Source organism: Elioraea sp. (genome assembly GCF_022842375.1).
Lineage (GTDB): Bacteria > Pseudomonadota > Alphaproteobacteria > Acetobacterales > Acetobacteraceae > Elioraea_A.
The window spans coordinates 42355-68038 of the sequence record NZ_JALHPR010000008.1; the positions used below are offsets into that span (position 1 = coordinate 42355).

At 68.3% G+C, this 25684-nt stretch carries 20 protein-coding genes; 11 read left to right on the forward strand and 9 right to left on the reverse strand.

The window, feature by feature from the left end:
* Window positions 1-16: 16 nt before the first annotated feature.
* Entirely contained in the window at window positions 17-1150 is a 1134-nt protein-coding gene (locus Q0C38_RS09275) for an ABC transporter ATP-binding protein (RefSeq protein ID WP_291296800.1), read from the forward strand.
* Between the two features lie 8 nt (window positions 1151-1158).
* Here the strand turns inward: Q0C38_RS09275 and Q0C38_RS09280 are convergent, their stop codons facing one another.
* Window positions 1159-1593 (reverse strand): PaaI family thioesterase, encoded by a 435-nt coding sequence (locus Q0C38_RS09280; RefSeq protein ID WP_291296801.1) that lies wholly within the window; start codon window positions 1591-1593, stop codon window positions 1159-1161.
* Window positions 1594-2003: 410 nt separating this feature from the next.
* Between Q0C38_RS09280 and Q0C38_RS09285 the strand changes: the two genes are divergently transcribed.
* From Q0C38_RS09285 to Q0C38_RS09315, 7 genes are all read left to right on the forward strand, one after another.
* Window positions 2004-2471, forward strand: a complete 468-nt coding sequence (locus Q0C38_RS09285; RefSeq protein WP_291296802.1) for a nucleoside deaminase — start codon at window positions 2004-2006, stop codon at window positions 2469-2471.
* Between the two features lie 235 nt (window positions 2472-2706).
* A complete protein-coding gene (locus tag Q0C38_RS09290; RefSeq protein ID WP_291296803.1) occupies window positions 2707-5202 on the forward strand; it encodes an alpha-xenorhabdolysin family binary toxin subunit A in 2496 nt (831 codons plus the stop codon).
* A 112-nt stretch (window positions 5203-5314) separates the two neighbouring features.
* Window positions 5315-7705 carry a hypothetical protein gene (locus Q0C38_RS09295; protein ID WP_291296804.1) on the forward strand — a complete coding sequence of 797 codons (2391 nt, stop codon included), beginning with the start codon at window positions 5315-5317 and terminating at the stop codon, window positions 7703-7705.
* Entirely contained in the window at window positions 7702-8961 is a 1260-nt protein-coding gene (locus tag Q0C38_RS09300; RefSeq protein ID WP_291296805.1) for a hypothetical protein, read from the forward strand. Before Q0C38_RS09295 ends, Q0C38_RS09300 begins: the two co-directional genes overlap by 4 nt.
* 120 nt (window positions 8962-9081) lie before the next feature.
* Complete coding sequence (locus Q0C38_RS09305; RefSeq protein WP_291296806.1) at window positions 9082-10470, forward strand: aspartate aminotransferase family protein; 1389 nt, start codon at window positions 9082-9084, stop codon at window positions 10468-10470.
* A 41-nt stretch (window positions 10471-10511) separates the two neighbouring features.
* Window positions 10512-12107 (forward strand): ABC transporter substrate-binding protein, encoded by a 1596-nt coding sequence (locus Q0C38_RS09310; protein WP_291296807.1) that lies wholly within the window; start codon window positions 10512-10514, stop codon window positions 12105-12107.
* A 4-nt stretch (window positions 12108-12111) separates the two neighbouring features.
* On the forward strand, window positions 12112-14292 hold the full coding sequence (locus Q0C38_RS09315; protein WP_291296808.1) for a N,N-dimethylformamidase beta subunit family domain-containing protein: 2181 nt from the start codon (window positions 12112-12114) through the stop codon (window positions 14290-14292).
* Window positions 14293-14343: 51 nt separating this feature from the next.
* On the opposite strand, the gene Q0C38_RS09320 is transcribed toward Q0C38_RS09315, so the two are convergent.
* Genes Q0C38_RS09320 through Q0C38_RS09350 form a run of 7 tightly spaced genes read right to left on the reverse strand, consistent with a single transcriptional unit; the run spans window position 14344 to window position 22011 of the window.
* A complete protein-coding gene (locus tag Q0C38_RS09320) occupies window positions 14344-15660 on the reverse strand; it encodes an FAD-binding oxidoreductase (RefSeq protein ID WP_291296809.1) in 1317 nt (438 codons plus the stop codon).
* A 10-nt stretch (window positions 15661-15670) separates the two neighbouring features.
* Window positions 15671-16477 (reverse strand): ABC transporter permease, encoded by an 807-nt coding sequence (locus Q0C38_RS09325; protein ID WP_291296810.1) that lies wholly within the window; start codon window positions 16475-16477, stop codon window positions 15671-15673.
* A complete protein-coding gene (locus Q0C38_RS09330; protein WP_291296811.1) occupies window positions 16464-17330 on the reverse strand; it encodes an ABC transporter permease in 867 nt (288 codons plus the stop codon). Before Q0C38_RS09330 ends, Q0C38_RS09325 begins: the two co-directional genes overlap by 14 nt.
* On the reverse strand, window positions 17317-18384 hold the full coding sequence (locus tag Q0C38_RS09335; protein ID WP_291296812.1) for an ABC transporter ATP-binding protein: 1068 nt from the start codon (window positions 18382-18384) through the stop codon (window positions 17317-17319). Before Q0C38_RS09335 ends, Q0C38_RS09330 begins: the two co-directional genes overlap by 14 nt.
* Window positions 18385-18415: 31 nt before the next feature.
* Window positions 18416-19474, reverse strand: a complete 1059-nt coding sequence (locus Q0C38_RS09340) for an ABC transporter substrate-binding protein (protein ID WP_291296813.1) — start codon at window positions 19472-19474, stop codon at window positions 18416-18418.
* A 46-nt stretch (window positions 19475-19520) separates the two neighbouring features.
* Window positions 19521-20327, reverse strand: a complete 807-nt coding sequence (locus Q0C38_RS09345) for an enoyl-CoA hydratase/isomerase family protein (RefSeq protein WP_291296814.1) — start codon at window positions 20325-20327, stop codon at window positions 19521-19523.
* Window positions 20328-20331: 4 nt separating this feature from the next.
* Complete coding sequence (locus tag Q0C38_RS09350; RefSeq protein ID WP_291296815.1) at window positions 20332-22011, reverse strand: class I adenylate-forming enzyme family protein; 1680 nt, start codon at window positions 22009-22011, stop codon at window positions 20332-20334.
* 62 nt (window positions 22012-22073) lie between these two features.
* Here Q0C38_RS09350 and Q0C38_RS09355 point away from each other — a divergent pair, with 62 nt between their 5' ends.
* On the forward strand, window positions 22074-22850 hold the full coding sequence (locus Q0C38_RS09355) for a TetR/AcrR family transcriptional regulator (RefSeq protein ID WP_291296816.1): 777 nt from the start codon (window positions 22074-22076) through the stop codon (window positions 22848-22850).
* 24 nt (window positions 22851-22874) lie between these two features.
* On the opposite strand, the gene Q0C38_RS09360 is transcribed toward Q0C38_RS09355, so the two are convergent.
* Window positions 22875-23612, reverse strand: a complete 738-nt coding sequence (locus Q0C38_RS09360; protein WP_366937256.1) for an aldolase — start codon at window positions 23610-23612, stop codon at window positions 22875-22877.
* Between the two features lie 105 nt (window positions 23613-23717).
* On the opposite strand from Q0C38_RS09360, the gene Q0C38_RS09365 reads away from it, so the two are divergent.
* Together Q0C38_RS09365 and Q0C38_RS09370 are read left to right on the forward strand one after the other, a co-directional pair.
* Window positions 23718-24692, forward strand: coding sequence for a tripartite tricarboxylate transporter substrate binding protein (locus Q0C38_RS09365; RefSeq protein WP_291296818.1), 975 nt, complete (start codon window positions 23718-23720; stop codon window positions 24690-24692).
* Window positions 24693-24695: 3 nt separating this feature from the next.
* Window positions 24696-25667 (forward strand): ornithine cyclodeaminase family protein, encoded by a 972-nt coding sequence (locus tag Q0C38_RS09370; protein ID WP_291296819.1) that lies wholly within the window; start codon window positions 24696-24698, stop codon window positions 25665-25667.
* Window positions 25668-25684 lie beyond the last annotated feature (17 nt).

The following is a 25684-nucleotide window of genomic DNA, read 5'->3' on the forward strand; positions in this document are numbered from 1 at the left end:
GAGATGGATCGACCGGATGGCTGATTGGCAACGGATGGACGCAGCCGATGCGCGCGCGAGTGACACGAGCAGCGTTTCGGTCGAAGGGCTGAGCAAGGCGTACGGCCAGGACGCGACGCTGCGCGCGCTCGACGACTTCACGCTCGAGTTCCCCGCCGGGCAGTGCACGGTGCTGCTCGGCCCAAGCGGCTGCGGCAAGACGACCGTGCTGCGATCGATCGCAGGGTTGATCACTCCCGACAGCGGGCGCATCACCATCGGGGCGAGCACGGCCTTCGATGCAGCCTCCGGCACCTTTGATCCTCCCGAGAAGCGTCGCCTCGGCATGGTGTTCCAGAGCTATGCGCTGTGGCCGCATCTCAGTGTCGCGGACAATGTCGGCTACCCGCTCTCGGCTGCCGGGATGCCGAAAGCCGAGATCCGCTCTCGGGTCGAGGCGATGCTCGACTGGGTCGGCCTTGGCGGCATGGGCGGGCGCTATGTGCACGAGCTCTCCGGTGGCCAGCAGCAGCGGGTTTCGCTTGGCCGTGCCGTCGTCGGCAATCCGCGCGCCATCCTGTTCGACGAGCCGCTCTCCAATCTCGACGCGCGCCTGCGCGAGCGCATGCGCATCGAACTGCTCGGGCTGCGGCAACGCCGGCCATTCACCTCGATCTATGTCACCCATGACCAGCTCGAGGCGATGACGCTGGGCGACAGGGTCGTGGTCATGCGTGCGGGCAGGATCGAGCAGGTCGGCACGCCGGAGGACGTCTACAAGCGGCCGCGGACGCGGTTCGCGGCGGATTTCATGGGCATTCCCAACCTGCTCGAAGGAACCGTGCGCGCGATCCAGCCGGATGGGATCGTGGTCGACACCGTGCTCGGCCCCCTGCGGACGCGCGGCTGGCGCGGCGGACGCAGCGTCGGAGAGCGCTGCACCGTCGCGCTGCGTCCGACGCTGATGACCTCATCGCCCGACCCGCAGGGCGAGGCCCCGTTCGGGCGCGTGATCCGCAGCGTGTTCCAGGGAACGAGCACCATCCACATGATCGACGTGGCCGGCACCGCCATCACCCTCGAATCCTTCTCCGAGGAGCGGCATGCCGACGGTGCGGAGGTCTCGGTCAAGCCTGCCGATGGCGCTGTCTTCGCGCTCCTCGACGACTGATCGCGGCGTCACGCCTCCGGCGTGTCGCCGGCCGCTGCCGCGCCCCGCGCGGCCTTGAAGATCAGGCTCGCGGTCGCGACGACGCTGTCGCCGACGTGAAGCCGCGCCTCGACGAAGCTCATCGAGCGGGTGACCTTGACGATCTCGCCGCGCGGCTCGACGAGATCCCCGACATGCACCGGTTCCAGGAAGGTCGTCGAGAGCTGCACCGTGACATGGGGCCGGCCGACCGTTTCCGAAACGAATGTCCCGATCACCTCGTCGATCAGCGCCGTCATCGCGCCACCATGCATCAGGCCTGCCTCGTTGCGGTGTCCGTCGTCGACGCGCATCGCATAGATCCACCGGTCACCGGACCATCGGCGCTGGAGCGGCCCGAAACGCTCGGTGAAATCATTGCGGGACGGCGATCGATGCCAGGCTTCGATGGTCTCCAGCGTCACGGATCATCTCCTCTCCGAGCGATGCAATCGCTCGCGTCATGCGCACCGGCCTGGCGCTGCGGGGGCCTCGTCGGGTTGGCCTGTGTGTCGGGCATGCGCCGCTCGCCGCCGCCACCGCCCATGTCCCCGCGACGCCGCCTGCCGCGCATCGTTCACTTGCTTAACCCAACCGATCGCCGGCGGGAACGAGGCACCGTCTGATGCAGCGCCGCCGTGTGGATATCGCGTGGGCGTGGTCTGCCCAATCCCTGTGCGACCCGTGCCTGTTATGATTGTAGAACGAGTCCGCAGCGTGCCGTCCGTCGTCCAAAGGGCGGGCACCGGAGCGGTCGAACCGATGGCATACCTATTGCTCAGCCCGCAACATCCTGCTGATTGCTGCGACGTGCCGACACATGAGGAGCTGAACGATGGCCAAGGATCATGGGAACTGGATGGACATGGCGCTTTCCCTCGCGCGCGCGGTGGAGGGCAGCGGCAACACACCGGTCGCCTCGATTGTCGTACGTGACGGGATCGAGATCGGCCGCGGCACGAACGAGGTGACGACGAAACGCAATCCCATCCTCCATGCCGAGATCGTCGCGATCCAGGACGCATGCCGGCGCACCGGTTCGGCGACCCTCGAAGGAGCCGTGCTGTACAGCACGATGGAGCCGTGCCCGATGTGTGCCTGGGCGATCACTTGTGCCGGCGTCAAGCAGGTTGTTCTTGGTGCACGCCACGCCGACCTGAAGCGAACCGACATGGGCGCCTATGCGTTCGACACGTTCATGATCACGACAGGGCAGGACGTCGCGCTCGTGAGCGGCATCCGCACGACGGAATGCGTCGAACTGCGGCGGGAATGGTCAGCGCGGACAGGGCGCGTGGTGTAGGGTCCAGCGCTCGATCGTCGCCCGCGGCAGCGAGCTCGGCCGAACCACTTCCAGCCCGATCGAAAGCAGGGGCTCGCGATGAGCCCCGGCCCGCACCCGTGCGCGCGACGCACATCAACCATTCGTTGAAAACCTAGAAAAACAATTTGCCAGCGATTGCATGCAAGCGCATGCATGGACTGCGTAAGCCGTGCGGTTCGCGAGAACAACAAAGAAGTTCGGGGCGGAGCGTTCCATGGCTGTGCCGGTTGTCTATCGCAAGCCGGCGGGCGCGCTCGGCGCGATCCTGCCGCAGGCGCCGATCGAGAACCTCGTGTTTGAAGGCGGCGGCCCGAAGGGGCTCGTCTATCTCGGCGCCGTGCAGGTGCTCGAGCAAAGGGGCATGACGGAACGGGTACGCAACGTCGGCGGTGCCTCCGCCGGGGCGATGACGGCGCTTGCCGTCGGCCTCGGCTTCACTTCGGCCGAGGTGCGCGGGATCGTCGAGAAGCAGAGCATCGGTGACCTCACTGATCTTGGTGACGGCGACCACCTGACGCTGCCGGCCAAGGCGATCGAGGCCCTGAAGAACCTGTTCGGCACGTCGGGGACGCGCGGCCGCGGGCTGTATCGCGGCGAGAAGCTTCTTGCCTGGATCCAGGCAATGGTCGCGCGGCGCGTGGCCGAGGCCGGACCGGTCCTTGCCGGGCGCGGCGCCGATGCGGTGAGCTTCTGGAACGCCCTGCAGCAGAAGAAAGGCGCGATCACCTTCGCCGAGCTTGCGCGCCTCGCAGTCCTCGCGCCGGAACTTCACATCCGCCATCTCGCGTTCACCGGCACGAACTTCACCGACCAGTGCATCGAGGTGTTCAGCGCCGTCGATACGCCTGACATGCCGATCGCCCTCGCTGTGCGCATCTCCGCCTCGCTGCCCTGGTTCTTCAGGAGCGTGAAGTACCAGGGCAAGGAGTACATCGACGGCGGTCTCCTCGAGAACTTCCCGATGTGGATCTTCGACGCCGAGGCCTACCGCGCCCCAGGCCACCGCAAGATCCTCCGCGGCGTGTTCGACCAGAACCTGGCGACGCTCGGGTTCAAGGTCGACAGCACGGAGGAGATCCGCCGCATCCTCTGGGAGGGTGCGCAGCAGGACACGACGAGCGGCCTCGCCAAGGTCTGGGCTGACGTCAAGGCGAAGCTGACCAAGCTGCAGAACGGCGTCGACAGCGCCCCGGCATGGGAGGCGGCGGACAAGGCCGTGTACGGAAAGTACGCGCAGCGCACGATCCAGATCCCCGACCTCGGCTACAGCACCTTCAACTTCGACCTCGATGACGCCGACAAGGCGAAGCTCCGCAAGTCGGGCGAGGATGCGACCACGGAGTGGTTCTCGCTCTACTACGACGGCGCGGGGATCGAACTCGAAATCCACGGCCCTTCCGAACTGGCCGACTACCTCTCGCCCGAGGCGTTCGCCGCGACCTGCGCGGCCTATCCCGGGTTCGCCGACCCCAAAGCAACAGGAGGAACCGTCATGGCGGACGATCCCACCCCCTTCGATCCCAAGAAGAACCTCTACGACGGCATTTCGATCCTCAGCACCGACGACTGGATCGAGATGACGACCTTCTTCGACACTGCCGTCAGCGCCAATCCGTCGACGGAAGCGCTCATGCGCAAGACGCTCGGGATGGACGCCAAGGACGAGTTCAGGCCCGAGTTCGGCGAAGCCGTCGGCCTCTACCTTGACCTCAAGGGCTGCGGCGAGAAGTTCAAGGCGGACGTTCAGGACAAGATGCTCCTGCTGGCCGACGACATCGTCCAGTACAACGATGCAGCGTCCTCGACCTACGAGCGGCTGGTCGACCTCGTCGACCGCTTCGATTTCGATGGTGTGTCGGCCGTCACGACGGCCGACCAGAAGTGGCTGAAGCTGGCCGAGACCTGGGCCAGCGGCACGACGCAGGGTCGGTCGGACCAGATCAAGCAGCGCTTCCAATCCGCACTCGACGGCCTGATCAAGGAAGCGACGGAGCGTGCGGAGAAGGCGGACGCGCTGCAGAAGGCCATCCTTGCGCCGGATGGCATCCTCGCGCGCCTCAACACCTCGAAGGCGGCGTTCAAGGCGGCGCACACGCGGTTCGAAACCGCCTTCGGTAAGGAGGGGGCAGAGACCACGAAGCTCCGCACCATGCTCGCCTCCCTCCAGGAGGACCTGAAGAGCCTCCAGAAAAAGGAGAAGGACGAGATCATCGTCCTCGGCACGTCGCCGATCTACATCTACATTCCGTTCATCGGACCGCTGATCTTCCTCGGCGTCGATATCGGCGTCGGCATCGACCTTGCACTCACGCGGGCCAAGATCCAGGGGAAGCTCGACGACATCCAGGCCTACACCGGCAAGATCGGCCTGCACGAGCGTTTCAGCGCCTACTACACCACGGCGAAGAAGGGCGTCGACGGCGTGGCTGACCAGATCGAGAAGGTCGCACCGAAGGTGGAGACGCTCGGCAAGGCCTGGCGCGCCATCGCCTCTGACCTGGCTAACGTCCGCAAGGTGCTGAGCACGGATGGCAACGTGTCGATCAAGGGCGGGAACTGGTTCAACCTCGTCATCGCACTGACGAACGCCAAGAAGGGCTGGGCGCGCATCGCCGACCAGGCCGACCATTTCCGCCGCTTCGGTGGCACGCCGAAGAAGTGTGGAACCGTCGCCGAATTCGTTGCGGCAGTGGACAAGAAGGCAGCCTGACGCGCCTGGTGCACCTGGGGCTGGCCCTGGCCAACCCCAGGGCCGACAGGTCGTTGCGCATGCGGATGATGGAGCAGGGCTCACCATGACACCTTCGGAACTTCAGGGATTGGTGGCGCGCTATTCGGCCGCCGGGCTGGTGGCGCCATCGCCGCTCACCCGCAGTGGCGGCAAGGCGGCGGATGGCTCGCACGCGCCGCTCGGCATCATCGCCGACGTCGTCGTTGATCTTGCCGACGCGCTCGACCACGCAGAGCGCAACGGTCTCGACGGGCTCGACATCTACGCCGACACGCTGCGCGCTCCGCCCGCGTTCGACCGCAGCCTGAAGGGCTCGCTGCAGCGCGTGACCGTTGCCGCGCGCCGCATCGTCACGACCGACGGCGCATCGCTGCGCATGGTCCATGCCGGCGACGGCGCCCGCCAGCAAGTGCGCCTCTTCTCGCACAGGATCGAGGGCAGGTTCGCCCTCTTCGGCGGGCCCGATGGCAGCGTCGCCTACGATCTCGCGAGCCTCGCCACCGACTTCGATCCGCCACGCTTCAGGAACTTCGGGTGGCGTGCGAATGCCGCCATGATCGGCGCGACGGTGGTGCCGCGCGGGCTGCTGCTGCACGGCGAGCCGCTGCACCGCGTGCTCGCGGCGACGTTCTCGCTCAGCGCCGCCATCCTCGGCGATCCACGGCCGAGCGAGCGAGACCTCGCGCTCTGCCACGAGGCGCTCACCTGGATCATCCGCTGGTCTGGCGTCGAGACCGGCTTCGGCGAGTTGATCCGGAGCGCCGAGGCACTGCGCGCTCTCCTCCCCGTGCCGCAGGACCGCACGCTCGCCCACCCCATCCCGTCGCTGCCGGCGGAGCGGTACGTCACCCTCGCCGAAGCGCAGCACGCGCTCATGTCGGCGCTCGAGGATACGACGCGGAGCCTCGCGGCGGGCGGCGACGTGTCGCACCTCGCCGGCATGGTCGTCACTGCCTTCGGCGACCGCGACACGGTGGACCTGCGCACCCTCGAGCTCAGGTGCCGGGAGCTCGAGAAGCAACTGGAGGCGCAGATCGAGGCGCTGGACAGGGCCTCGCGCACGATGCGCGAGGAGCAGTTCGCGGCCGAGCTGGCCTCGCTGGAACTCACCCTCCAGAAGAACCTCGCCGCCATCAAGGGCATCGCGAAGCTCTCGCTGCAGATCGCCTTCTCGCTGGTCGTGCTTGCAGGCTCGATCGCCGCCCTCTGCGTCGGCGTGCCGCCCAATCCGCAGGCGCTTACCGAGCAGGGCCGCAAGGGCGTGAGTGGCCTGAACGACCTGTACCGGCAGGCGGGGCAGCTTGCGTCGAATGTCCAGGTCAGCGGGCCGCTCGATGCGCTGGCCGCACTCATGCTGTCGTTCGCCATACCAATCAGTTGGCTGAAGGACAATGCCGAGACGCTGAAGCAGTTCGCCGACCCAGCGAAGAGCATCCTCGGCCTTGCCCTGCCCGTGTGGCACGGGCCGCTGCATGGCCTCGACGTGGCGTCGCTCGCCGAGCATCTCGGCGGCAACATGCGCATCCTCGCCGCCATGCCCAACGCCGCGGAGGCGAAGGCCGCGTGGTCGGCGCTGGAGGTCGATATCGTCAACCGGCTCGACCTCGTGCTCGCCGACAAGGAGGCAGAGGCGGAGGTCAAGAAGGCCGCGGCGGAGTTCAAGTCGAAGGTCCAGCGCGTGGTGATCTACGGCCGTCTTCTCGCTGAGCAGGCAGCGGCGAAGGGGGCCATCGCGCGCGAGCTCGGCGCTGTGAAGCTCGAGGCGCTGGGCATGATCGCCAAGCGCCAGCGGCTCGAGGCGCTGAATCAGGAGATCGCCAACCAGGCGGGGACGCGCGAGCGCCTGCGCGCCGAGACGGCGCTGCGTGCGGAAGGCGCGGCACGGGGGTTCTTCGTCGCCGCCTTCGGCGCGCGGGCAGCGCAGCGCTACGAGACAGGGCGGACCGCGCTTGCCACGCTGACGATCCCGGCGAGCACGGCGCAGATGGCGGAAACACTCGCCGGGGTGAAGACCGAGTACGCCGCGGCGAACGCTGCCTCCGATAGGAACCGGGTGCGCTTCGAACGCGAGATCAGGATCAGCGATCCCGAGGTGCTCGCCGGCCTCTCCGCAGGGAGCCCGGTGCATTTCGCGATCACGCTCGACCAGGAGGACCTGAAGCGGTTCCACCGCGTCAGGCTCACCGCCGTCCAGGCCTGGCTCGAGACGGCAGAGCCGATCACGACGCGGGTCGCTATCGACCTGATGACCGGCAGTGCGTTCCTCGATCGTGGCGATGGCGGCGCGGAACACGTCATCGGCAGCCCACAGGCGCTGCGCTTCGAGTATCGCGGCACGCATGTGGAAGTTGACCAGACGCTGGACGAGGTGGCGCCGCCGCCCTTCACCACCTGGCTCGCCGAGGTGCTGGAGCCAGCGTCGCTGCCAGGCCCCGTGCTGGCGCTCCGCCTCGTCATGCGGGGCAGGGCCTCAGTCAGGTGAGGCACGCGGCGGCTTTCGCTGTCGCTGCCTCTCTCCTCCTCGCCGGCGAGGCCGCGGCGAGAAGCTGCCGGCCCACGCCGCCAGCGCCGGTCCCCGAGGTTGCGGAGCAGGTCTGGCATGACGCGGCCGAGTTCTCGTTCCTGATCGGACGCGATCTCGTGACGGAGGAAGCGTCGATGACGCTCGTCCGTCGCCTGCGCGCGCTCGCGACGTTCGATGCGCTGCGTGCCGAGGCAGCCCAGTGGGGCGCTGTGCAGGGCCGGTTGCACGCGGCCGCCGACAGGATCGCGCAGCTGCGCGGGGTCGTCGCCGGGCTGCAGCAATTGTGCGATGAGCTCGATGCCGTCTCGTTCGATCCCGCCGCCCCTTTCGACGAAGCCACCTGGAACAGCGGTGCGGCGTATCTCGAGCAGCAGCTCGACGTCGCGATCGCAGCCGCTGCGCCGGTGGTCGCCCATCTTCTCGTCTATGCCGACGTGCTGCGCTCCTCCGCTGCGGGATACGCATTGGGCGGCCATGCGCCCAACCTCCTGATCCGCATCGGCCCGGCACCCGAGGCGGTGGCTTCGGGGCTCGGCGAACTCGCTGCCCGATGGCGGGCGCTGCTCTCCGACCTCCAGAATGCGCGGCGGATCCTTCCCGTCACGCCCGAGCGGCCGTCGGAGCGGCCCGTGCTGGCGATCAGCGCCGCGATGACCGCGATCGCTCGCGTCGCGGCAGAGGCGCACGCGCTGTCGGCCGCGCGGCTGGACGATGCAGCCTCCCGCCGCTACGAGACCGGCGACTACCTGTATGACCAGTGCCCGATGATCAGCGACCGGCAATGGGTCGCACTCGTGAGCATGCATTGGGCCAACCGCAACGTGATGGGGCTTGGCGGCGGCGTGGCGGTGTCTGACCTCGATCGGCCCCCTGGGGCGGAGGGCATGATGGACAATTGGCAGTTCATCAGGATCGGCCTTGGCTACTGGTTGATCCGACACAGGGCTGACCGCCCGACGAGTGCCGCGCTCGACATCAGGCTCAACGCGATCGTGTCGTTCCCGCTCACCCTGTCGCCGACGGATGGCGACAGGCCACGCGCGAGCGGCCAGTACTGGCGCTGCGCCGCGACCGACCGGCCGGACAGCATCCGCCTCTACAATCCGCACCTCTCGGAGGCGCGCGTGGTCGATACGCCCCATGACACGCCCCATGCCAACATGGCCGATGCGGGCCCGTTCGAGACGCAGTACTGGCGCATCCTTCGGCGCTGATGCGGCTGGCCGCGCGCGAGGATGAGGGCGCCCGTTCCTGGATCGCGGACTGCCGTGCGGCCCCCTTGTCTGTCGACCGCTGCATCACTAGCGTCGCACTCGAACGAGAGGACGGGGGCAGTGATCCAGCCAGCGACGCCAGCAGCCACTCGCAGCCACACCCAGGCCGACTTCTCGCGCCCACCGGGTGCGCGGCGCCTGCCCCGGATCGATCGTGCCGAGGGCATCTGGCTCATCGACACCGAAGGCAATCGCTATCTCGATGCCTCGTCCGGCCCTGTCGCCAGCAATCTCGGGCACGGCCATCCCCGCATCCTCGCGGCGATGGCAGCACAGGCGAAAAAGGCGGTCTTTGCCTATCCGAGCCAGTTCGAGAGCGAGGCGAATGCCGCCTTCTCCGAACGTCTCGCGCGGCTTGCCGGCCCCGGGCTCGACTGCCCCTTCATCGTGTCCGGCGGCTCCGAGGCGGTGGAGAGCGCGATCAAGTTCCTCCGCCAGCACGCCGTCGTGGCGGGCGAGGGCTCGCGCTGGAAGGTGATCGGGCGGCAGCCGGGCTATCACGGCAACACGCTCGGCGCGCTCGCGGTGTCGGGCGATGCGCACGCCCACGAGGTGTTCGGCCCGCTGCTGCGCGCGGTCGAGCGCGTGCCCGCGCCGATGACCTATCGCCTGCCGCCGAACCATACCGCTGAGACGCACGCTCTCGCCTGTGCCCAGGCGCTCGATGAGGCGATCCTGCGCGAGGGGCCGGAGACGGTGCTCGCCTTCATCATGGAACCCGTCGGTGGGCTCGCGACAGGCGCGCTGGTGGCCCCTGATGCGTACTACGCCGAGGTGCGGCGCATCTGCTCGCGCCACGGCGTGAAGCTCATCTTCGACGAGGTGATGAGCGGGGCTGGTCGCACGGGCAAGTTCCTGGCAGCGGATCACTGGCCCGGTGCGCGCCCCGATGTCGTCGTCATGGCCAAGGGCCTCTCGGCCGGCTATGCGCCGATGGGTGCGGCGCTGTTTCCGAGGGCGATGGTCGAACGCGTCGCTGCCGCCGGCGGGTTCATGCACGGCTTCACCTATTCGGCGCACGTGATGAACTGTGCGGTCGGCGACGCGGTGCTGGCCGAGGTCGAGGATGCGGACCTCGTGGGCAACGCCGCGCGCATGGGCACGCTGTTGCGCGGCAGGCTCGATGCGCTGGCGGATGCATCCCCCATCATCGGCGATGTGCGTGGGCTGGGCCTCCTGCTCGCCGTCGAACTCGTCGCCGACAAGGCAACGAAGGCGATGATCCCGCTCGAGCGCATGGCACCCTACCGTGTGCAGGAGCTGGCGCTCGCGCGTGGCCTCGCGCTCTATTGCCGCCGCACCTCGCGCGGCACCTATGGCGACTGGCTGATGATCGCCCCGCCGCTCACCGTGACCGCCGACGAGGTCGCGCTGCTCACGGAGCGCCTCGGCCTCGTTCTCGATGACTACGCGGCCGAACTACGCGCCGACGGCGTGGTTGCCGCCTGAAAACGATAGGCGCCGAGGAACGACAGGAAGGAGAGGCTTCGATGGGCATCACCGTCACGCGTCGTGCAACGGCGCTCGGCATGGCCGCTGCACTGGCGGCACCCGGCATCGCGCGCGGCCAGCGCGCAGCCGATCCGCGCGTGCTGCGCTTCGTGCCGCAGGCCTCGCTCGCCAATCCCGACCCGATCTCCACGCTCTCGGGCGTTGCGGTGAACCACGGCTTCTATGTGTGGGACACGCTCTACGGCATCGATGCAAGGATGCGCCCGCAGCCGCAGATGGCCGAGGGACACGCAGTCTCCGGTGATGGCCTGCGCTGGACCATCCGGCTGCGCGAGGGCCTGTTCTTTCATGACGGTGCGCCCGTCACGTCGAAGGATTGCGCGGCGAGCCTGCGCCGCTGGGGCAACCGGGATACGTTCGGCCGCACCTTCGCCGCCGCAGTCAAGGACTACGAGACGCCGGATGACCGCACGCTCGTCATCGTGCTGTCCAATCCGTTCCCACTGCTGCTCGATGCGATCGCCAAGGCCGGCACGTCGCCTGCCTTCATCATGCCGGAGCGGATCGCCAGCACGGATGCGCTCAGGCCGCTGCCCGAGATCGTCGGCTCCGGCCCCTATCGCTTCCTCGCCGACGAGTTCAACCCGGGCTCGCGCGCTGCCTATGCGAAGTTCGATCGCTACCGCCCGCGCAGCGAACCACCCGAGTGGACATCCGGCGGCAAGGTGGCGCATTTCGAGCGCATCGAGTGGCACATGCTGCCTGATCCCGCCACGGCGTCAGCCGCGCTCCAGGCGGGCGAGGTCGACTGGTGGGAGCAGGTCGCGGCCGATCTCGTGCCGGTGCTGCGGCGCAACCGGAACATCACGATCGCGAACGGAGATCCCGCCGGCTACATGGGCGTTCTCCGCTTCAATCACCTGCAGCCGCCGTTCGACAAGGCAGAGGTGCGGCGGGCGGTGCTGGCGGCGGTGAACCAGGCCGATTTCATGGCCGCCGTCACCGGCAATGACCCGACGGCCTTCAACATCTGCCACTCCTTCTACCCCTGCACCACGCCCTATGGCCGCGCCCCCGAGCCTTCGCCCATGGCGAGCCCCAGCCTCGATCGGGCCCGCGCGATCCTGCGCGCGAGCGGCTATGCGGGCGAGAAGGTGGTGATGCTGAACCCGGCCGACTTCCCGTCGATCGCGCCGCTTGGCCTGATCGCGAACGACCTGATGACGCGCATCGGCTTCAACATGGATTTCGTCTCGACCGATTGGGGCTCGGTGCTGCAACGAATCGTCAACCGTACACCGGCCTCGCAGGGCGGATGGAACATCTTCCCGGTGTGGTGGAGCGGCATGGGGATCGTGACGCCTACGCAGAACGCGCTGATCCGCGGCCAGGGCACGGGCGGCTGGAGCGGCTGGTTCGAGAGCGCGGAGATGGAGGCGCTCAACGCACGCTGGTTGTCGGCCCCTGACGACGCGGCGCGCGTGGCCCTCGCCGCGGAGATGCAGGCCCTGGCCTTCCGCGACGTGCCGACCGTTCCGCTAGGCCAGTTCTTTATCCGCACGGCCTACCGCACCTCCATCAGCGGCGTGCTCGAAGGTCCACGCCCCGTGCCCTGGAACGTGAGGCGAGCGTGAGTCGATGCAGATGAACCCGCCGGCGATCCCCCCCGTCACCGGCTATCTCGACCGCCTGTCGCGTCGCCCGGGCGGGCGTTTCACGGCGCATGTCTCGCTCGCGCGGCCTGGCCCCTGCCGGGTGAGGATCGTCGAGGTCGTCTCGGCTGATCCGAACCCGGAAGGACCCGGGATTGACCTCAGGCCGATGCCGGAGCTGCTCGACCACACCTTCGCGGGCGCCCATCATCCCGCACCGCTCGGCTCCTACGCGCGGATCGAGGGCGGTCCAGGCCTCGCGCCGGGCGAGGCGCGCACCTGGGCGGCACTCGTCTGGCTGCGGTCCGACATGCCGATGGCAAGCGTCCTTGCGGCCGAGGGCGGCGGCGCTTCGGTCGTGTTGCGCGCGGGAAAGGACGGCGCGGAGGCAGAACTTGCGATCGGCGGCGCGACGCTGCATCTCGCGACAGGCGCGCCGCTTGAGTCGCTCGTGTGGTACCGGCTTTGGCTCGCGCACGACCCGTCGAATGGCCGCGTCACGCTCGGCCAGGCGCGGCTCGGGGCCGCATCGGTCACGTCCGCGGCAAGAATCTCCGGCGAGATCCCGCGCGCGGAGGGTGTGCTGATTGCCGCGCGCGGCCTCGATTCGCCCACGGATCATTTCACCGGCAGGATCGAGGACGCGCTCGTGGCCTCGGGCTTCGTGGAAGGCTGGGAGGACGCACTCTCGCTCCCCGCCGCACTCGGCGCCATCCGCGCGCGATGGGATTTTGCGCAAGGGATCGCGACCGATGACGTCGTCGATGCGGGGCCGGACGCGCTAAACGGCGTGCTCGTCAATGCGCCGACGCGCGCTGTCATCGGCGCGCGCTGGTCGGGCCGGGAGAATTGTTGGCGGCACGCGCCTGAGGAATACGCCGCGATCCACTTCCACGCCGATGATCTGGATGATTGCCGTTGGCCCGCCTCCTTCACCTTCGACGTGCCCGAGGGCATGGCGAGTGGCTGCTACGCGTTCCAGCTTACCGTGGAGGGCGGGCAGGACTGGCTTCCGTTCTACGTCCTGCCGCCGAAGGGCAAGGCCACCGCGCCGCTAGCCTTCCTCGCCTCCACGTTCACCTACCAGGCCTATTTCAATCACCAGCGCGGCAATGCCGATGCGGCCTACATGGCACGGGTCGCCGCATGGGGCGCCTATCCGCACAACCCCGACCATGTACGCGGCTACGGCGTCTCGACCTACAACCGCCACCCCGATGGATCGGGCATCGCGCTCTCCTCCCGCCTGCGCCCGGCGCTGACGATGCGGCCCGGGTTCCTCACCTTCAACGACGCGCGCGGATCAGGTCTCCGCCACTACCCGGCCGACAGCCACATCACCGCCTGGCTCGCGGCCAAGGGCATCGCCTTCGATGTCATCACCGACGAGGATCTCGATGACGAGGGCGTCGCGCTGCTTCGCCCCTACCGCGCGGTGCTGACGGGCACGCACCCCGAGTACCACACCGACCGCATGCTCGATGCGCTGACCGACTATCGCGATGGCGGCGGCAGGCTCGTCTATCTCGGCGGCAACGGGTTCTACTGGCGCATCGCGCGCGACCCGGCGCGGCCGCACCGCATCGAGATCCGCCGCGCCGAGGGCGGGATCCGCGCATGGGACGCCGAACCCGGTGAATACTATCACCAGACGGACGGGCAGCTCGGCGGCCTGTGGCGCCGCAACCGGCGACCGCCACAGGCACTCGTGGGCGTTGGCTTCTCCTCGCAGGGGCTGTTCGAGGGCACGCATTTCCAGCGCCTGCCGGCATCGCACGGCCCGGCCGTGGCGTGGATCATGGACGGCGTGCCTGAGGTGTTCGGTGACAGCGGGCTCTCGGGCGGAGGTGCTGCCGGCTTCGAGCTCGACAGGGCCGACTGGCGCCTCGGCACGCCGCGCAACGCGGTGATCCTTGCCCGTTCCGCCGTGCCGCCGCCGCATTTCGTGACGGTCCCGGAAGAGCTCCTCTCCCACATCGCGACCGTGACCGGCGAGAGCCCCGAGGCGCTGAAGCGGGCCGAGATCGTCTGGTTCGAGACGCCGAAGGGTGGGGCCGTGTTCTCCGTCGGCTCGATCACGTTCTGCGGCAGCCTGTGGGAGGGCAATGCCTTCGACGGGGGCGTGTCGCGGCTGCTGGAGAATGTCGTCAGGGCGTTCTCGAGGTAGTCCGCCGCGCCTGCCGCGAGCGACGCCCCCGCCGTGAGCGACGCGGGATGTTCAGCTGACGCGTCGATCGAGCCAGTCGCGCAGGCGATAGTAGCTGCCGACGAACGGCAGGAACCACGGCGTGCCGTTGTAGAACGGCATCGTCGGGAAGTCGCGCCCGTCGAAGGCGTTGATGCTGTTCGCGCCGCCGAGGATCTTCCGCCCCACCTGCGCGCCCAGGTAGGAGAGCATCGCCACACCCGAGCCGTTGCAGCCCATCGCGTAATGAAGCCCTTTGTCCGTGACACCCATGTGGGGAAGAAAGTCGAACGAGAAGGCAGTGTTGCCTGTCCATGCATGCGTCACGCGAACGCCCTTCAGCTGCGGCCAGCGTGCCAGCATCATGGCGTGCAACGCGGGTGCCGACACCTCGGGCCCCACCTGCGTGAACCGTGCGCGGCCGCCGAACAGCACGCGCGTGCCATCGGGCGAGAGGCGGTAGTAGGTGAGGACACGGGGCGTATCGGAAATCGTGCGCCCCTTCGGGATAAGGCTCTGGGCGAGTTCCGGGTCGAGTGGTTCCGTGGCGATGATGTGGGAGGCGAGCGGGATGACCCTGCGCTGGAGGTCGGGCGTCAGCCCACCGGTGTAGCCGTTGGTGGCGATCACCACCTCCCTGGCCGCGATCGTGCCGCGCGAAGTCTCGACGGACCATCCATCACCCGTGCGAGTGAGCTTTCCCGCACGCGTACGGCCGACGAGCACGGCGCCGTGCTGTTCCGCTGCCGCCATGAGCCCGCGGTGATAGAGGCCCGGATGCAGCTTGCCGCTGCGCTCGATCACCATGCCGCCGAAATAGTAGTCGGTGGCGATCTCCTCGCGCTGGCGCTCCCGCGGGACCAGCTCGGCTTCCGCATCGGCGGCCGCGTTCAGCATCGCGACGCGCGCGGCGAAGCCCGCATAGTGCTTCGCCGTGAAGGCGCCGACGAAGCGGCCGCGGCGCTCGTAGTGGCATTCGATCCCTTCGCGCGCGATCACCGCCTCGAGATGGGTGAAGCTCTCGGCCGCATCGCCGATCATCGCGCGGATTGCCGGGTCGGAGCCGCCACTCTTGGCCCCCGACATGCCCTTGCCGAGATTGACGCCACCCGAGACGGCGCCACCGTTGCGCGTGGAGGCGCCGAAGCCGAAATCCTCCGCCTCGAGGACGACGACCGCAACGCCGGCGCGCGCGAGTTCGATCGCGCAGTTCAGCGCCGTGTGCCCGCCGCCGACGATGACGACATCGGACTTCGCCGGCAGCTCCACCTCCGGGTTCTCGCCGATCGGGATCGCTTCCCACCAGTAGGGCCGCGGCTTGAACGCCGGATGGAAGATCGTGCTGTCCATGGCTGTTCCCTCAGCGTGGTGTTCCGGGCACGACGCCGCGCCCGAACAGGGCGGCGGCACCGAGGCAGATGCAGGCGAGCACGATCTGCATCACCGAGACGGCGGCGATCGTGGGGTCGATCTCAAGCATGATGTTGTCGAACATCTTCTTGGGCAGCGTCATCGATGCGCCCGAGAGGAACATCGCGATCACGAGCTCGTCGAACGAGGTGACGAAGGCCAGGAACGCGGCCGCGATCAGGCTCGGTCGCAGCTGCGGCAGGGTGATGCGCCACACCGCCACCCCCCAGGTGGCACCCAACCCCATCGCCGCCTGCTCCTGCGCCTCGTCGAAGGTGCGCAGGCCCGCCGAGACGAGGATGACGACGAAGGGAAGGGCCAGGATCGTGTGCGCGATGGCGATGCCGTACCACACGCCGATCAGCTGAAGCTTCGAGAACAGGCTGTAGATCGCGATCGAGATGATGATGTTCGGCACGATGATTGGTGCGGCAACGAGACGATCCGCCAGCCGCATGCCGCGCAGCCGGGAGCGTACGAGGGCGAACGACAACGGAACGCCGAGCGCCATCGACAGCGCCGTGCAGAGCAGCGCCACCTTGAAGCTGCGGATGGCCGATTCCACCCACGTCACATCCTCGAGGAAACGCACATACCACTGCCACGAGAAGCCAGGAGGCGGGAACTGGAGGTATGAGGCAGAGGAGACCGAGATCGGGAACACCACCAGCAGCGGCAACATCAGGAACGCGAAGACAAGCCCGGCGACGACACCGAGCGCGAATTTCCCCGGCTGTCGGCGCCTAGCGGCCGGCATGGCCCGCCCCCCCCGTCAGCCGACCCAGCATCGCATAGACCGCAAGCGTGACCACGAGCAGCACTGTGGCGAGTGCTGCGGCGAAGTTCCAGTCGAGGAACTCGCGGACCTGCTGTTCGATGAGCATGGAGATCATCATTACCCGCCCGCCGCCGAGCAGCGCCGGCGTGATGAAGAAGCCGAGCGTGATGACGAAGACGAGGGCGCAGCCTGCGAACACGCCAGGCAGCGAAAGCGGCAGCGTGATGCGCGCGAAGGCACGCCAGGCCGGCGCGCCGAGCCCTTCCGCGGCGCGACGGAGGTCGGGGTCGATGCGCAGGAGTGCCGCGTAGATCGGGATGACCATGTAGGGCAGCATCACGTGTACGATGCCGATGAGCACGCCGAGGCGGTTGTGCAGCAATGGGAGCGGCGCGTCGATCCAGCCGAGGTCACGCAGCGCACGGTTGATCACGCCGCTCCGGCCGAGCAGCACCATCCACGCATAGGTGCGCACGAGGACGGAAGTCCAGAACGGCAGCAGCAGGAAGAACATCCCGAGGATGAAGCCGAACCTGCTCGTCTGCACGAGCCACATCGCCACAGGGTAGGCGAGCAGGAGGCAGATCACGGTGACGATCAGCCCGATCTCGATGCTCTCCCACAGCACCGTGACATAGAGCACGTCGAGCGCCGCCTTCTCGAACTGCACCAGCGTGCCATCGGCGACCGACATCGACAGCAGCCGCAGCAGCGGCCACACGAAGAGGACGCCGATCACCAGCAGCGCCGGCGTGGCGAGCAGAAGCAGCGTGCGCTCGCGCGCCCGCACGGGGTCCGGGCGGACCGATGTGGCGACCCTAGCGGCCGGCATCGGCGATCACATGGACATCCTCCGGCGCGAAGCCGATCGGCACATCATCGCCTTCCGCCAGCGGGAATGGCTCAGACGGGCGGAGCGGCAACCGCGCAAGGAGCTCCAGCCCCGTGCCGAGGCGCAGCCGCAGCTTCACCGAGAGCCCGAGGAATACGGTTTCGATGATGGTTCCCGTCGTGCGGTTGGCAAGTCCGGCTGCCGGCGCGCCGATGCGCAGCGCCTCGGGGCGCACGAGCAGCGTCGCCCTCGCCCCGGGCGCGCCGGCCGGGGCAATGAGCGTGACGGTGCCGAACCCGGCCGCCTCAGCCTCGGCGCCGCTTCGCGCGACGCCGTCGAGCAGGTTCGATTCGCCCACGAAATCCGCGACGAAGCGCGTTCCGGGCCTCGCATACACGTCGTCGGGCAATCCAATCTGCTCGATCCGACCGGCACTCATCACCGCGATCCTGTCCGACAGGATCAGCGCCTCCTCCTGGTCATGCGTGATGAAAAGCGTGGTGAGCTTGAGCCGTCGCTGCAGCCGGCGAACCTCGAGCTGCATCGCCTCCCGCAGCTTGCGGTCAAGCGCGCCGAACGGCTCATCGAGCAACAGCAGGCGCGGTTTGAATACGATGGCCCTGGCAAGCGCGACGCGCTGTTGCTGCCCGCCCGAGAGCTGCCGCGGCAGCCTGTGGCCATACTCTGCGAGTTCGACCAGCGCGAGCGCCTCGGCCACCCGCCGCTCGCGCTCCGGCTTCGCCAGCCGCCGCATCTCGAGCGGGAACGCCACGTTCTGCGCCACCGTCATGTGAGGAAACAGCGCATAGTTCTGAAACACCATCCCGACATCGCGCGACCGCGGCGGTGCCACGGTGACATCGCTGTTGCCGAGATGCACCGTTCCCTCATCGGGGAACTCGAAGCCCGCGACGATCTTGAGCAGCGTCGTCTTGCCCGACCCCGACGGGCCGAGGATGGTGAGAAGCTCACCCTCGGCCACGTCGAGATCGATGCCGGCGAGCGCCGTGACGGTACCAAAACGTCGCACCACGCCCCTGAGAGTCAGGTCCACGCCCGACCCTCCAGCTTCTCGATCGATCGCATCATCCGCGACGCAGCATCCAGCGGTTCCACGCCTCCTGGGCGCGCTGGCCGTTGTCCGTCCACCAGTCGACACCGAGCCAGAACTGCTTCTCGAGGTTTGCAGGCGTGGTCGGCAGGTGCGGCTTCACCGACTCCTCGACGAAATTCAGCGTGTCGGGGTGCAGGCCGGGATAGGCAAGCTCGGTTGCGTACACGGCCTGGAGCTGCGGCGTCGTCATCACCTGCAGGAACTGGTTGGCCCAATGCGTATGTCGGGCGCCACGGGGAATGCCGAATGCGTTCTGCTTGGCACAGCCGCCCTGCCACTCGACGGCGACGGGGGCACCTCGGCGGGCGATGTCGTAGAAGCGGCCATTCCAACCCGAGGCGAGCACCACCTCGCGGTCAACGAGCAGCTGCGCGGGCTGTGCGCCCGTCGTCCACCACACCGTCACGTGCTGGCGGAGCTGGTCGAGCTTGGCGAAGGCGCGGTCCATGTCGATGGGGTAGATCTTGTCCATCGCAACGCCGTCGGCGAGCAGGGCGAATTCGAGGTTGTCGACGGGGTGGTTGCGCAGCGACCGGGGGCCGGGGAAACGCCGCACATCCCAGAACTCGGCCCAGCCCTTCGGGTGGGTGCCGTTCGGGAACACATCGGTGCGGAAGGCCATCACGGTCGAGTAGACCGAAGATGGGAAGATGTGGCTGTCCCGCACCGCCGCCGGATAGCGGGACAGGTCGATGATGGAGAGATCGAGCGGCTCGAGCAGGTTCATCTGCTTGGCACGCACGAAATCCTGCCCGCCGAGCTCCGTCACCGTCCATTCGACGTTGCCGCTCTCGACCATCGCGCGGAGCTTGCCGAAATCGACCGGCGACGTATCGACCACGCGGATGCCGTGGCGCTTCTCGAACTCGGCGTTGTAGGTCCGGCGGAACAAGTTCGCCATGGCCCCGCCCGAGGCGTTGACGACGATCCTGTCGGGCTTCGCCACCGCACCTTGGGCGATCGCGGGAAGCGGAAGCGCTGCCGCGAGGCCTGCGCCGAGTGCAGCCCGTCGTGTTATGCGGAATGTCATCGATGCTCTCCCTCTGCTGGTCGTTGTTCTTGGCGGGCGCGCGGCATCACGCACCCTCGCCGCGACGGTACATGAACCCACCCTCGAGCGCATCGCCCCCTTCGGCTAGGCCCATGCGCTGGAGGCGGTAGAGATGTTTCGTCATCGCGATGGCATCAGCGCGCGAGAGGTCCTGCGCGCGGTATGACACCTCCATCTCCACGCGCACCGCCTCGGGCGGGTGACGGCAGATGCGCTCGGCGATGCCCAGCGCCTCGTCCATGAGCAGCCCGGGCGGGACCACGCGATTGACGAGGAAGGCACGCTCGGCTTCCTCCGCGGTCAGAGGCTCCCCGGTCAGCAGCATCCACATCGCCACGGTCGGCGGGATGTGCCGCAGCAGCCGCGTCGAGCCGCCGGCCCCCCCCATGCCATAGGCGATCTCGGGAAAGCCGAAGCGCGCCGTGGTGGCGGCGATGCGGATGTCGGTGAGCGCCAGCAGATAGATCAGCCCCATGCCGACACACCAGCCATGCACAGCGCCAATGATCGGCTTGAACCTCTCCATGGCCAGGACGTCACGCGACCACGAGAAATCATGCGGCGCATCGCGTTCCGTCGCGTGCGGCCAGAGATGGTCGCGAAGCTGCTCGCGCGGCGTCGCGTCACGCCGCGGCGTCTTGATGTCGTCGCCGGCGGAGAAGGCACGCTCGCCCGCGCCGGTGAGGATGCCGCAGCGGATGGCAGGGTCACGCAGGAAGGCGGTGAGTGCTGCGTGCAGTTCCTTGTGCATCGAGGGCGTGGTGGGGTTCACCGCGCCGTTCTCGATGGTGAAGATGCCGACAGCGCCTTCGGTTCGGTAATGGATCGGCATCGCCTCAGCCCTCCGCCATGGCCAGCCGGTCGGTCGCGCCCTCGCGAAGGTCGGCCCGCTCGGCCACCAGGAGATGCTTGGCGACCTTCTGGGACGGCGTCTTCGGCAGGCTTGCGCGGTACTCGAGGAAGCGCGGCACCTTGAAGCGGGCGAGCCGCAGGCCGCAGTGCGCGAACACCGCCTCGGGCGGCAGGTCGGCCGGTGTGAGGCCGGGCTTCAGCACCAGGCAGGCCTTCACCTCCTGGCCGCGATCAGCGTCGGGCACGCCGATCACCGCTGCCTCCTCGACGGCTTCGAGCGCAAGCAGCGCTGCCTCGACCTCGCGCGCGGCGATGTTCTCGCCGGAGCGGCGGATCATGTCCTTCACGCGGCCAACGATGAAGTGGAAGCCGCGCTCATCCCGCCGGAACAGATCGCCGGTCCTGAACCAGCCATCGCCCGGGAATGAGGAGGCGTTCGCCTCCGGCTTGTTCCAGTAGCCCTGGAGAATTCCAGGACCGCGGATCCAGAGCTCGCCCACCTCACCCGCGCCGAGTTCACGGCCCTCCCCATCGCGGATCGACGCCTCGCGGAACGGCGAGGGAAGGCCGCACGTGCCGCTGCCCACCATGTCGACCGCCTCTGGCGGTGTCATCAGGCCGGAGCCGATTTCGGTCATGCCGAAGCTTTCGCGCGCGATGCACCCGAATCGACGCTCAAGTGCGACGTGCATGTCGGACCTCAGCCCGAAGATGGAAACGCGCTTGAGCGGCGTCTCGGCATCGTCTGGCCTTGCGGGTTGCTTCAGCACGATCTGGGGAAAGATGCAGTACTCGACACCCTCGCGCCTGATCCAGTCGAGGAAGCGCGTGGCGGATGGTTTCGGCGCCACCACCAGCCGTCCACCGAGGGTCATCGCCATCAGCAGGTGCCACTGCGGGTCCATGTAATAGAAGGGCTGGGCAGCGAGCATCACGCGCACATCGCCCGCCCGCCCGGCAGCGACGCGCGCGAGCGTCAGCCAGTAGCGGTGGCTGAGCATGCAGCCCTTCGGGAAGCCAGTAGTTCCGGAGGTGTATTGAAGATTGATCAGGTCGTCGAGCGCCGGTGCCGGCCCCGGCACGTCTCCGTCCGCGCCCAGCAGGCTCTCCCAGGTGCGCATGCCCTCGGGCGGCCGGCCGAGCACATGGACCGACTCCCGCGCAACGATGGGCCGTTCCGCGAGGAGATCGAGCACCACCGGCAGACAGGCTTCGTCGACCACCAGGTGGGCGGCCCCGCCATCGCCGAGCACGTAGGCGAGTTCGGTCGCCGTGTAGCCGGTGTTGACCGGGATCATCACCGCGCCAAGCCGCGCGAGCGCAAGCCATGTGACGGGGAAGGCCGGCACGTTCGGCAGCATCACGCCAACACGCTCTCCCCGGCGGACGCCTGCTGCCGCAAGCCCGGCCGCAACGCGGCGCGTCGCGTCGGCAAGCCCGGCATAGGTGATCTCGCGCAGCAGCGTATCGCCAGGCGCATCGATGAAGCGCCAGAGCAGCGTTCCGCCCATCCGGGCGGCAGCATCGTCGACGAAGGTGCCAAGCGAGGTGGCAAAGGGTGCGGCTTCGATCCGATGCCGGAACATGGCATGCGCCAGCAGGAGCGGATCATTCGCCCGCGCCGCAGGCGCCTCCGCTGCCACCAGCCGGTCTGATGCGTCCATGCTGCCCCCGCCCTGGAATGGTGGCGTTGACGGAACGGTCACAATAAATGACACTGATGTCAATGTCAGATCGTCGGGCCACGTCACGCACGCCGGCCCCTCGCGCCGATGACGATGCGCGCGGGCCGTTCTGCTATCGTGCCGAACTCGCTGCCCGCGTGGAGGCGGCACGCTCGTCGGCCAAGACGGCGCAGACGCGACTTCGCCTGATGCTCGCGCTCACCGCCGTGCTGGAGGAGGGCGACATCCACACCCTACGCGTGGCTGACTGCGTGGCGCGCGCCGGCCTCGCGCATGGCACCTTCTACCGCTACTGGGATGATGCCGGCACTGCCGCGCAGGAGGTGCTGTCCGACTTCATGGCGACCATCACGGCACGCCGGCCGGCACTGCCCCGTGGGACGGGGCTGCCCGCCCGGATCATCGCGGCCAACCGCTACTATGTGCGGGTGTATCGGCTGAATGACGGGTTGATGCGGTGCCTGATGCAGCTCGGCAACATGCGCCCCGAGTTCGCGCGCATCGGCCAGGCCGCCAACGTGGCGCTGGCGAAACGGGTCGTCCGCGCGTGGGAGCGGGAGGAGCCGGCGACCTCTGCCCTGCCGATGCCGCTTCGGATGGCACGGGCGCTCGCCTGCATCGCGATGGTCGAGGGCGTGCTGCGTGATCGGCATGTGCGGAGCCCGCTGGAGCCGCTCGCCTCGATGTCGGATGACGCTGTCGCCGACCTCCTGTCGGAGGGCTGGTATCGCCTGCTGTTCGGCAGGCCCATGCCGGTACGGGACCAGCGGCGCCAGAAGCCCGGCGCAGCCGCGCGCGCGCGGCTCCACGTTGCGTGATGCGCGGCGGCCTGGCCGTGCCGGTCAGCTGGCGTAGGACGGCTCTTCCTCATCGAGGATGCCGCGGATGGCGGCGAGGAACATGCGGGCGTTCTCGCGCCGCGTCGGGAAGTCGCGCAGCGCCAGCGCCTTCTCATCCGGAATGATCATGAGCGGGCGGCCTGTCGACATCGCCAGCACCTGCACCTCGCAGGCGCGCTCGAGGTAATAGAGATCGTCGAACGCATCGGCGACGGTCTCGCCAGCCACCACCACGCCGTGGTTGCCGAGGAACAGCACGCGGTTGCCCTGCATCATGCCGGCCATGCGCGAGCCCTCGTCGGTGCCGAGCGCGAAGCCGTTGAAGTCACGGTCATAGGCGCAGAGGCCGTAGAAGCGCCCGGCATTCTGGTGAACCATTTCTAGCGTCCCGTCGCGCAGGCAGGTCAACGCGGTGGCATAGGGCATGTGGGTATGCAGGATGACGCGGTGCCCCGTCTGCCGGTGCATGGGCACGTGGATGTTGAATCCGGTCATCGCCGGCCTGCCCTCACCCTCGACCACGGTATTCCGGTCATCGATAACGAGCAGTTCGCTCGCCCTCGCTTTCGACCAGTGCATCCGATGGGCGTTGATGAGGAAACGGTCCGGCGCGAGCATGACCGAGAAGTGATTGCAGACACCCTCGTGCAGGCCGAGCCGGGAGGCCCAGCGCAGGGACGCTGCAAGATCAAGTCGCGCTTGTTGCCATTCGGGATTGTTGCTGGACATGATCGACCCCATGCTGCGTGCGGATGCAGGCTCGCAAGGCGGGTGCTCCGCGTCAACACACCGGCCGTCACCCGCGCGCGGTCGCCGCGGCGTCACAAGAGATTGAAGGAGGCAGCAATGACCACACGACGCATCATGCTCGGCCTGCTGGGGGCACCACTGCTGATGCGCGCGCCCGCAGCGTTCGCGCAGGCTGGGTTCCCCGACAAGCCCCTGCGCCTGGTCGTGCCGTTCCCCCCGGGGGGACCAACCGGCGTGCTTGGGCGGCTGCTGGCGGAGGAACTCTCGAAGCTGCTCGGCCAGCCCGTCGTCGTCGACAATCGCGGCGGTGCGGGTGGTGCGATCGGCAGCGAGGCGGTCGCACGCAGCAGGCCGGACGGGCTGACGCTGCTGTTCGCGACGGCCGGGACGCACGCGATCAACCCAGCGGCGAACCCGCAACTCAGCTACGACCCTGTACGTGACTTCGCCCCCATCGCCGCGACGTTCGTGTCGGCGAACATCGTGCTCGTGCATCCCTCGCACCCCGCGCGCACGTTGGCCGAATTCATCGCCGGCGCGAAGGCCGCCGCGCAGCCATGGAGCTTCGCCTCCGGGGGCGCGGGGACAACGCCGCACATGACGATGGAACTCCTGCGCGCGCGCACCGATCTGACGCTGACCCACGTGCCCTACCGCGGCAGCGGGCCCATGCTCACCGACCTTCTCGGCGGCCATGTCACGATCGGTGCCGATGGCATCTCCACGGCACTGCCGCATCTGCGCGCGGGCACGCTGCGGGGGCTCGGCGTCAGCTCGCGCGCCCGCTCAACGCTCCTTCCTGACCTGCCCGCGATCTCGGAAACCATACCCGATTTCGAGGCGGCGGCCTGGTGGGGCCTGTTCGCGCCGGCCGGGACGCCGGAGCCTGTCATCGCCGTGCTGAACGCAGCGACCAATCGCTTGCTGGCCTCTGACGAGATCAGGACGCGGCTGTCGCAGATGGGCGTCGAGCCGCTGGGCGGCACGCCGGCGGAGCTCGCTGCGCGCGTGGTGCGCGAACGTGCGCAGTGGGCCGAGGTGATCGCCAAGCTCGGCCTTCGGTTCGACTGAGCCATGCCCCAGGCCAGCGAAATCCTCTACCTGAGCCGCGCCGACATTGAACGCCTTGCGCTGACGCCGTTATCCTGCCTGCCGGTCATCGAGGCGGCCTTCGCCGCGCTTGCGTCGGGTGACGCCGTGAATGGCAGCAAGACGGGGCTTTTCGCGAGCGGGACGAGCTTCTCGTATGCGATGCCGGCGCTGCTTCGGGCCGAGGGCGTCGCCGGCGTGAAGTGGGTGAGCGGGGCCGACAACACGGCGCGTGACCTGCCCGGCATTGCGGGGATCATCGTGCTCTCCGATGTCGAGACCGCTGCCATCACGGCGGTTCTCGATGGCGATCTCATCACCGCCGTGCGCACGGCTGCCGTCACCCTCGCCGGCGCCCGCCGCCTCGCGCGGCGCGACAGTGAGCGGGCCGGGTTTGTGGCCTGCGGCGTGCAGGCCTGGGCGCATTTCGACGCGCTGCGCGCTGTCTTTCCGTTGGCGGATGTCCGCTGCTTCAGCCGCAGCCGTGCTACGGCCGAGCGTTTTGCCACGATGGTGCGGGGCCATGGCATCACCGTCACCGTGGTCGAAACGGCCAAGGATGCCGTGGCCGAGCGTGACATCGTGATCACCAGCGTGCCGCGCGGGGAAGGCCTGCGGCAGGAGCTGTCGCCGGCGGATCTCGCAGCCGGCACCTTTGTCGGCGCACCCGACCTTGCGCGCACCTGGATCGGTGCGGACGCGCTGGCGTTCGACCGGATCCTGACCGACGACGTCGCGCAGAGTCGCACACTCGGCAACAAGGGCATGATCCCGTGGCGGGAGCGGTTCGACGCCGGGCTTGCCGAGCTGATCACCGGCACCTGTGCGTGGCTGCCCGATCCCCAGGCCCGTACGATGTTCGTGCACGCGGGCATCGGCCTCGGTGATGTTGCGGTAGCGAAATACGTGGTCGATCGTGCGAGGGAACGCGGCGTCGGCATGATCCTGCCGCGCTGATCGCCTGCTGCTGATCG

Coding starts and splice junctions, on each gene's coding strand:
- Q0C38_RS09355 (WP_291296816.1), top strand. CDS start 22,074: ATGTCAGATCGTCGGGCCACGTCACGCACGCCGGCCCCTCGCGCCGAT.
- Q0C38_RS09345 (WP_291296814.1), bottom strand. CDS start 20,327: ATGCCGATCCATTACCGAACCGAAGGCGCTGTCGGCATCTTCACCATC.
- Q0C38_RS09275 (WP_291296800.1), top strand. CDS start 17: ATGGCTGATTGGCAACGGATGGACGCAGCCGATGCGCGCGCGAGTGAC.
- Q0C38_RS09290 (WP_291296803.1), top strand. CDS start 2,707: ATGGCTGTGCCGGTTGTCTATCGCAAGCCGGCGGGCGCGCTCGGCGCG.
- Q0C38_RS09325 (WP_291296810.1), bottom strand. CDS start 16,477: ATGCCGGCCGCTAGGCGCCGACAGCCGGGGAAATTCGCGCTCGGTGTC.
- Q0C38_RS09315 (WP_291296808.1), top strand. CDS start 12,112: ATGCAGATGAACCCGCCGGCGATCCCCCCCGTCACCGGCTATCTCGAC.
- Q0C38_RS09350 (WP_291296815.1), bottom strand. CDS start 22,011: ATGGACGCATCAGACCGGCTGGTGGCAGCGGAGGCGCCTGCGGCGCGG.
- Q0C38_RS09360 (WP_366937256.1), bottom strand. CDS start 23,612: ATGGGGTCGATCATGTCCAGCAACAATCCCGAATGGCAACAAGCGCGA.
- Q0C38_RS09365 (WP_291296818.1), top strand. CDS start 23,718: ATGACCACACGACGCATCATGCTCGGCCTGCTGGGGGCACCACTGCTG.
- Q0C38_RS09370 (WP_291296819.1), top strand. CDS start 24,696: ATGCCCCAGGCCAGCGAAATCCTCTACCTGAGCCGCGCCGACATTGAA.
- Q0C38_RS09310 (WP_291296807.1), top strand. CDS start 10,512: ATGGGCATCACCGTCACGCGTCGTGCAACGGCGCTCGGCATGGCCGCT.
- Q0C38_RS09340 (WP_291296813.1), bottom strand. CDS start 19,474: ATGACATTCCGCATAACACGACGGGCTGCACTCGGCGCAGGCCTCGCG.
- Q0C38_RS09285 (WP_291296802.1), top strand. CDS start 2,004: ATGGCCAAGGATCATGGGAACTGGATGGACATGGCGCTTTCCCTCGCG.
- Q0C38_RS09320 (WP_291296809.1), bottom strand. CDS start 15,660: ATGGACAGCACGATCTTCCATCCGGCGTTCAAGCCGCGGCCCTACTGG.
- Q0C38_RS09330 (WP_291296811.1), bottom strand. CDS start 17,330: ATGCCGGCCGCTAGGGTCGCCACATCGGTCCGCCCGGACCCCGTGCGG.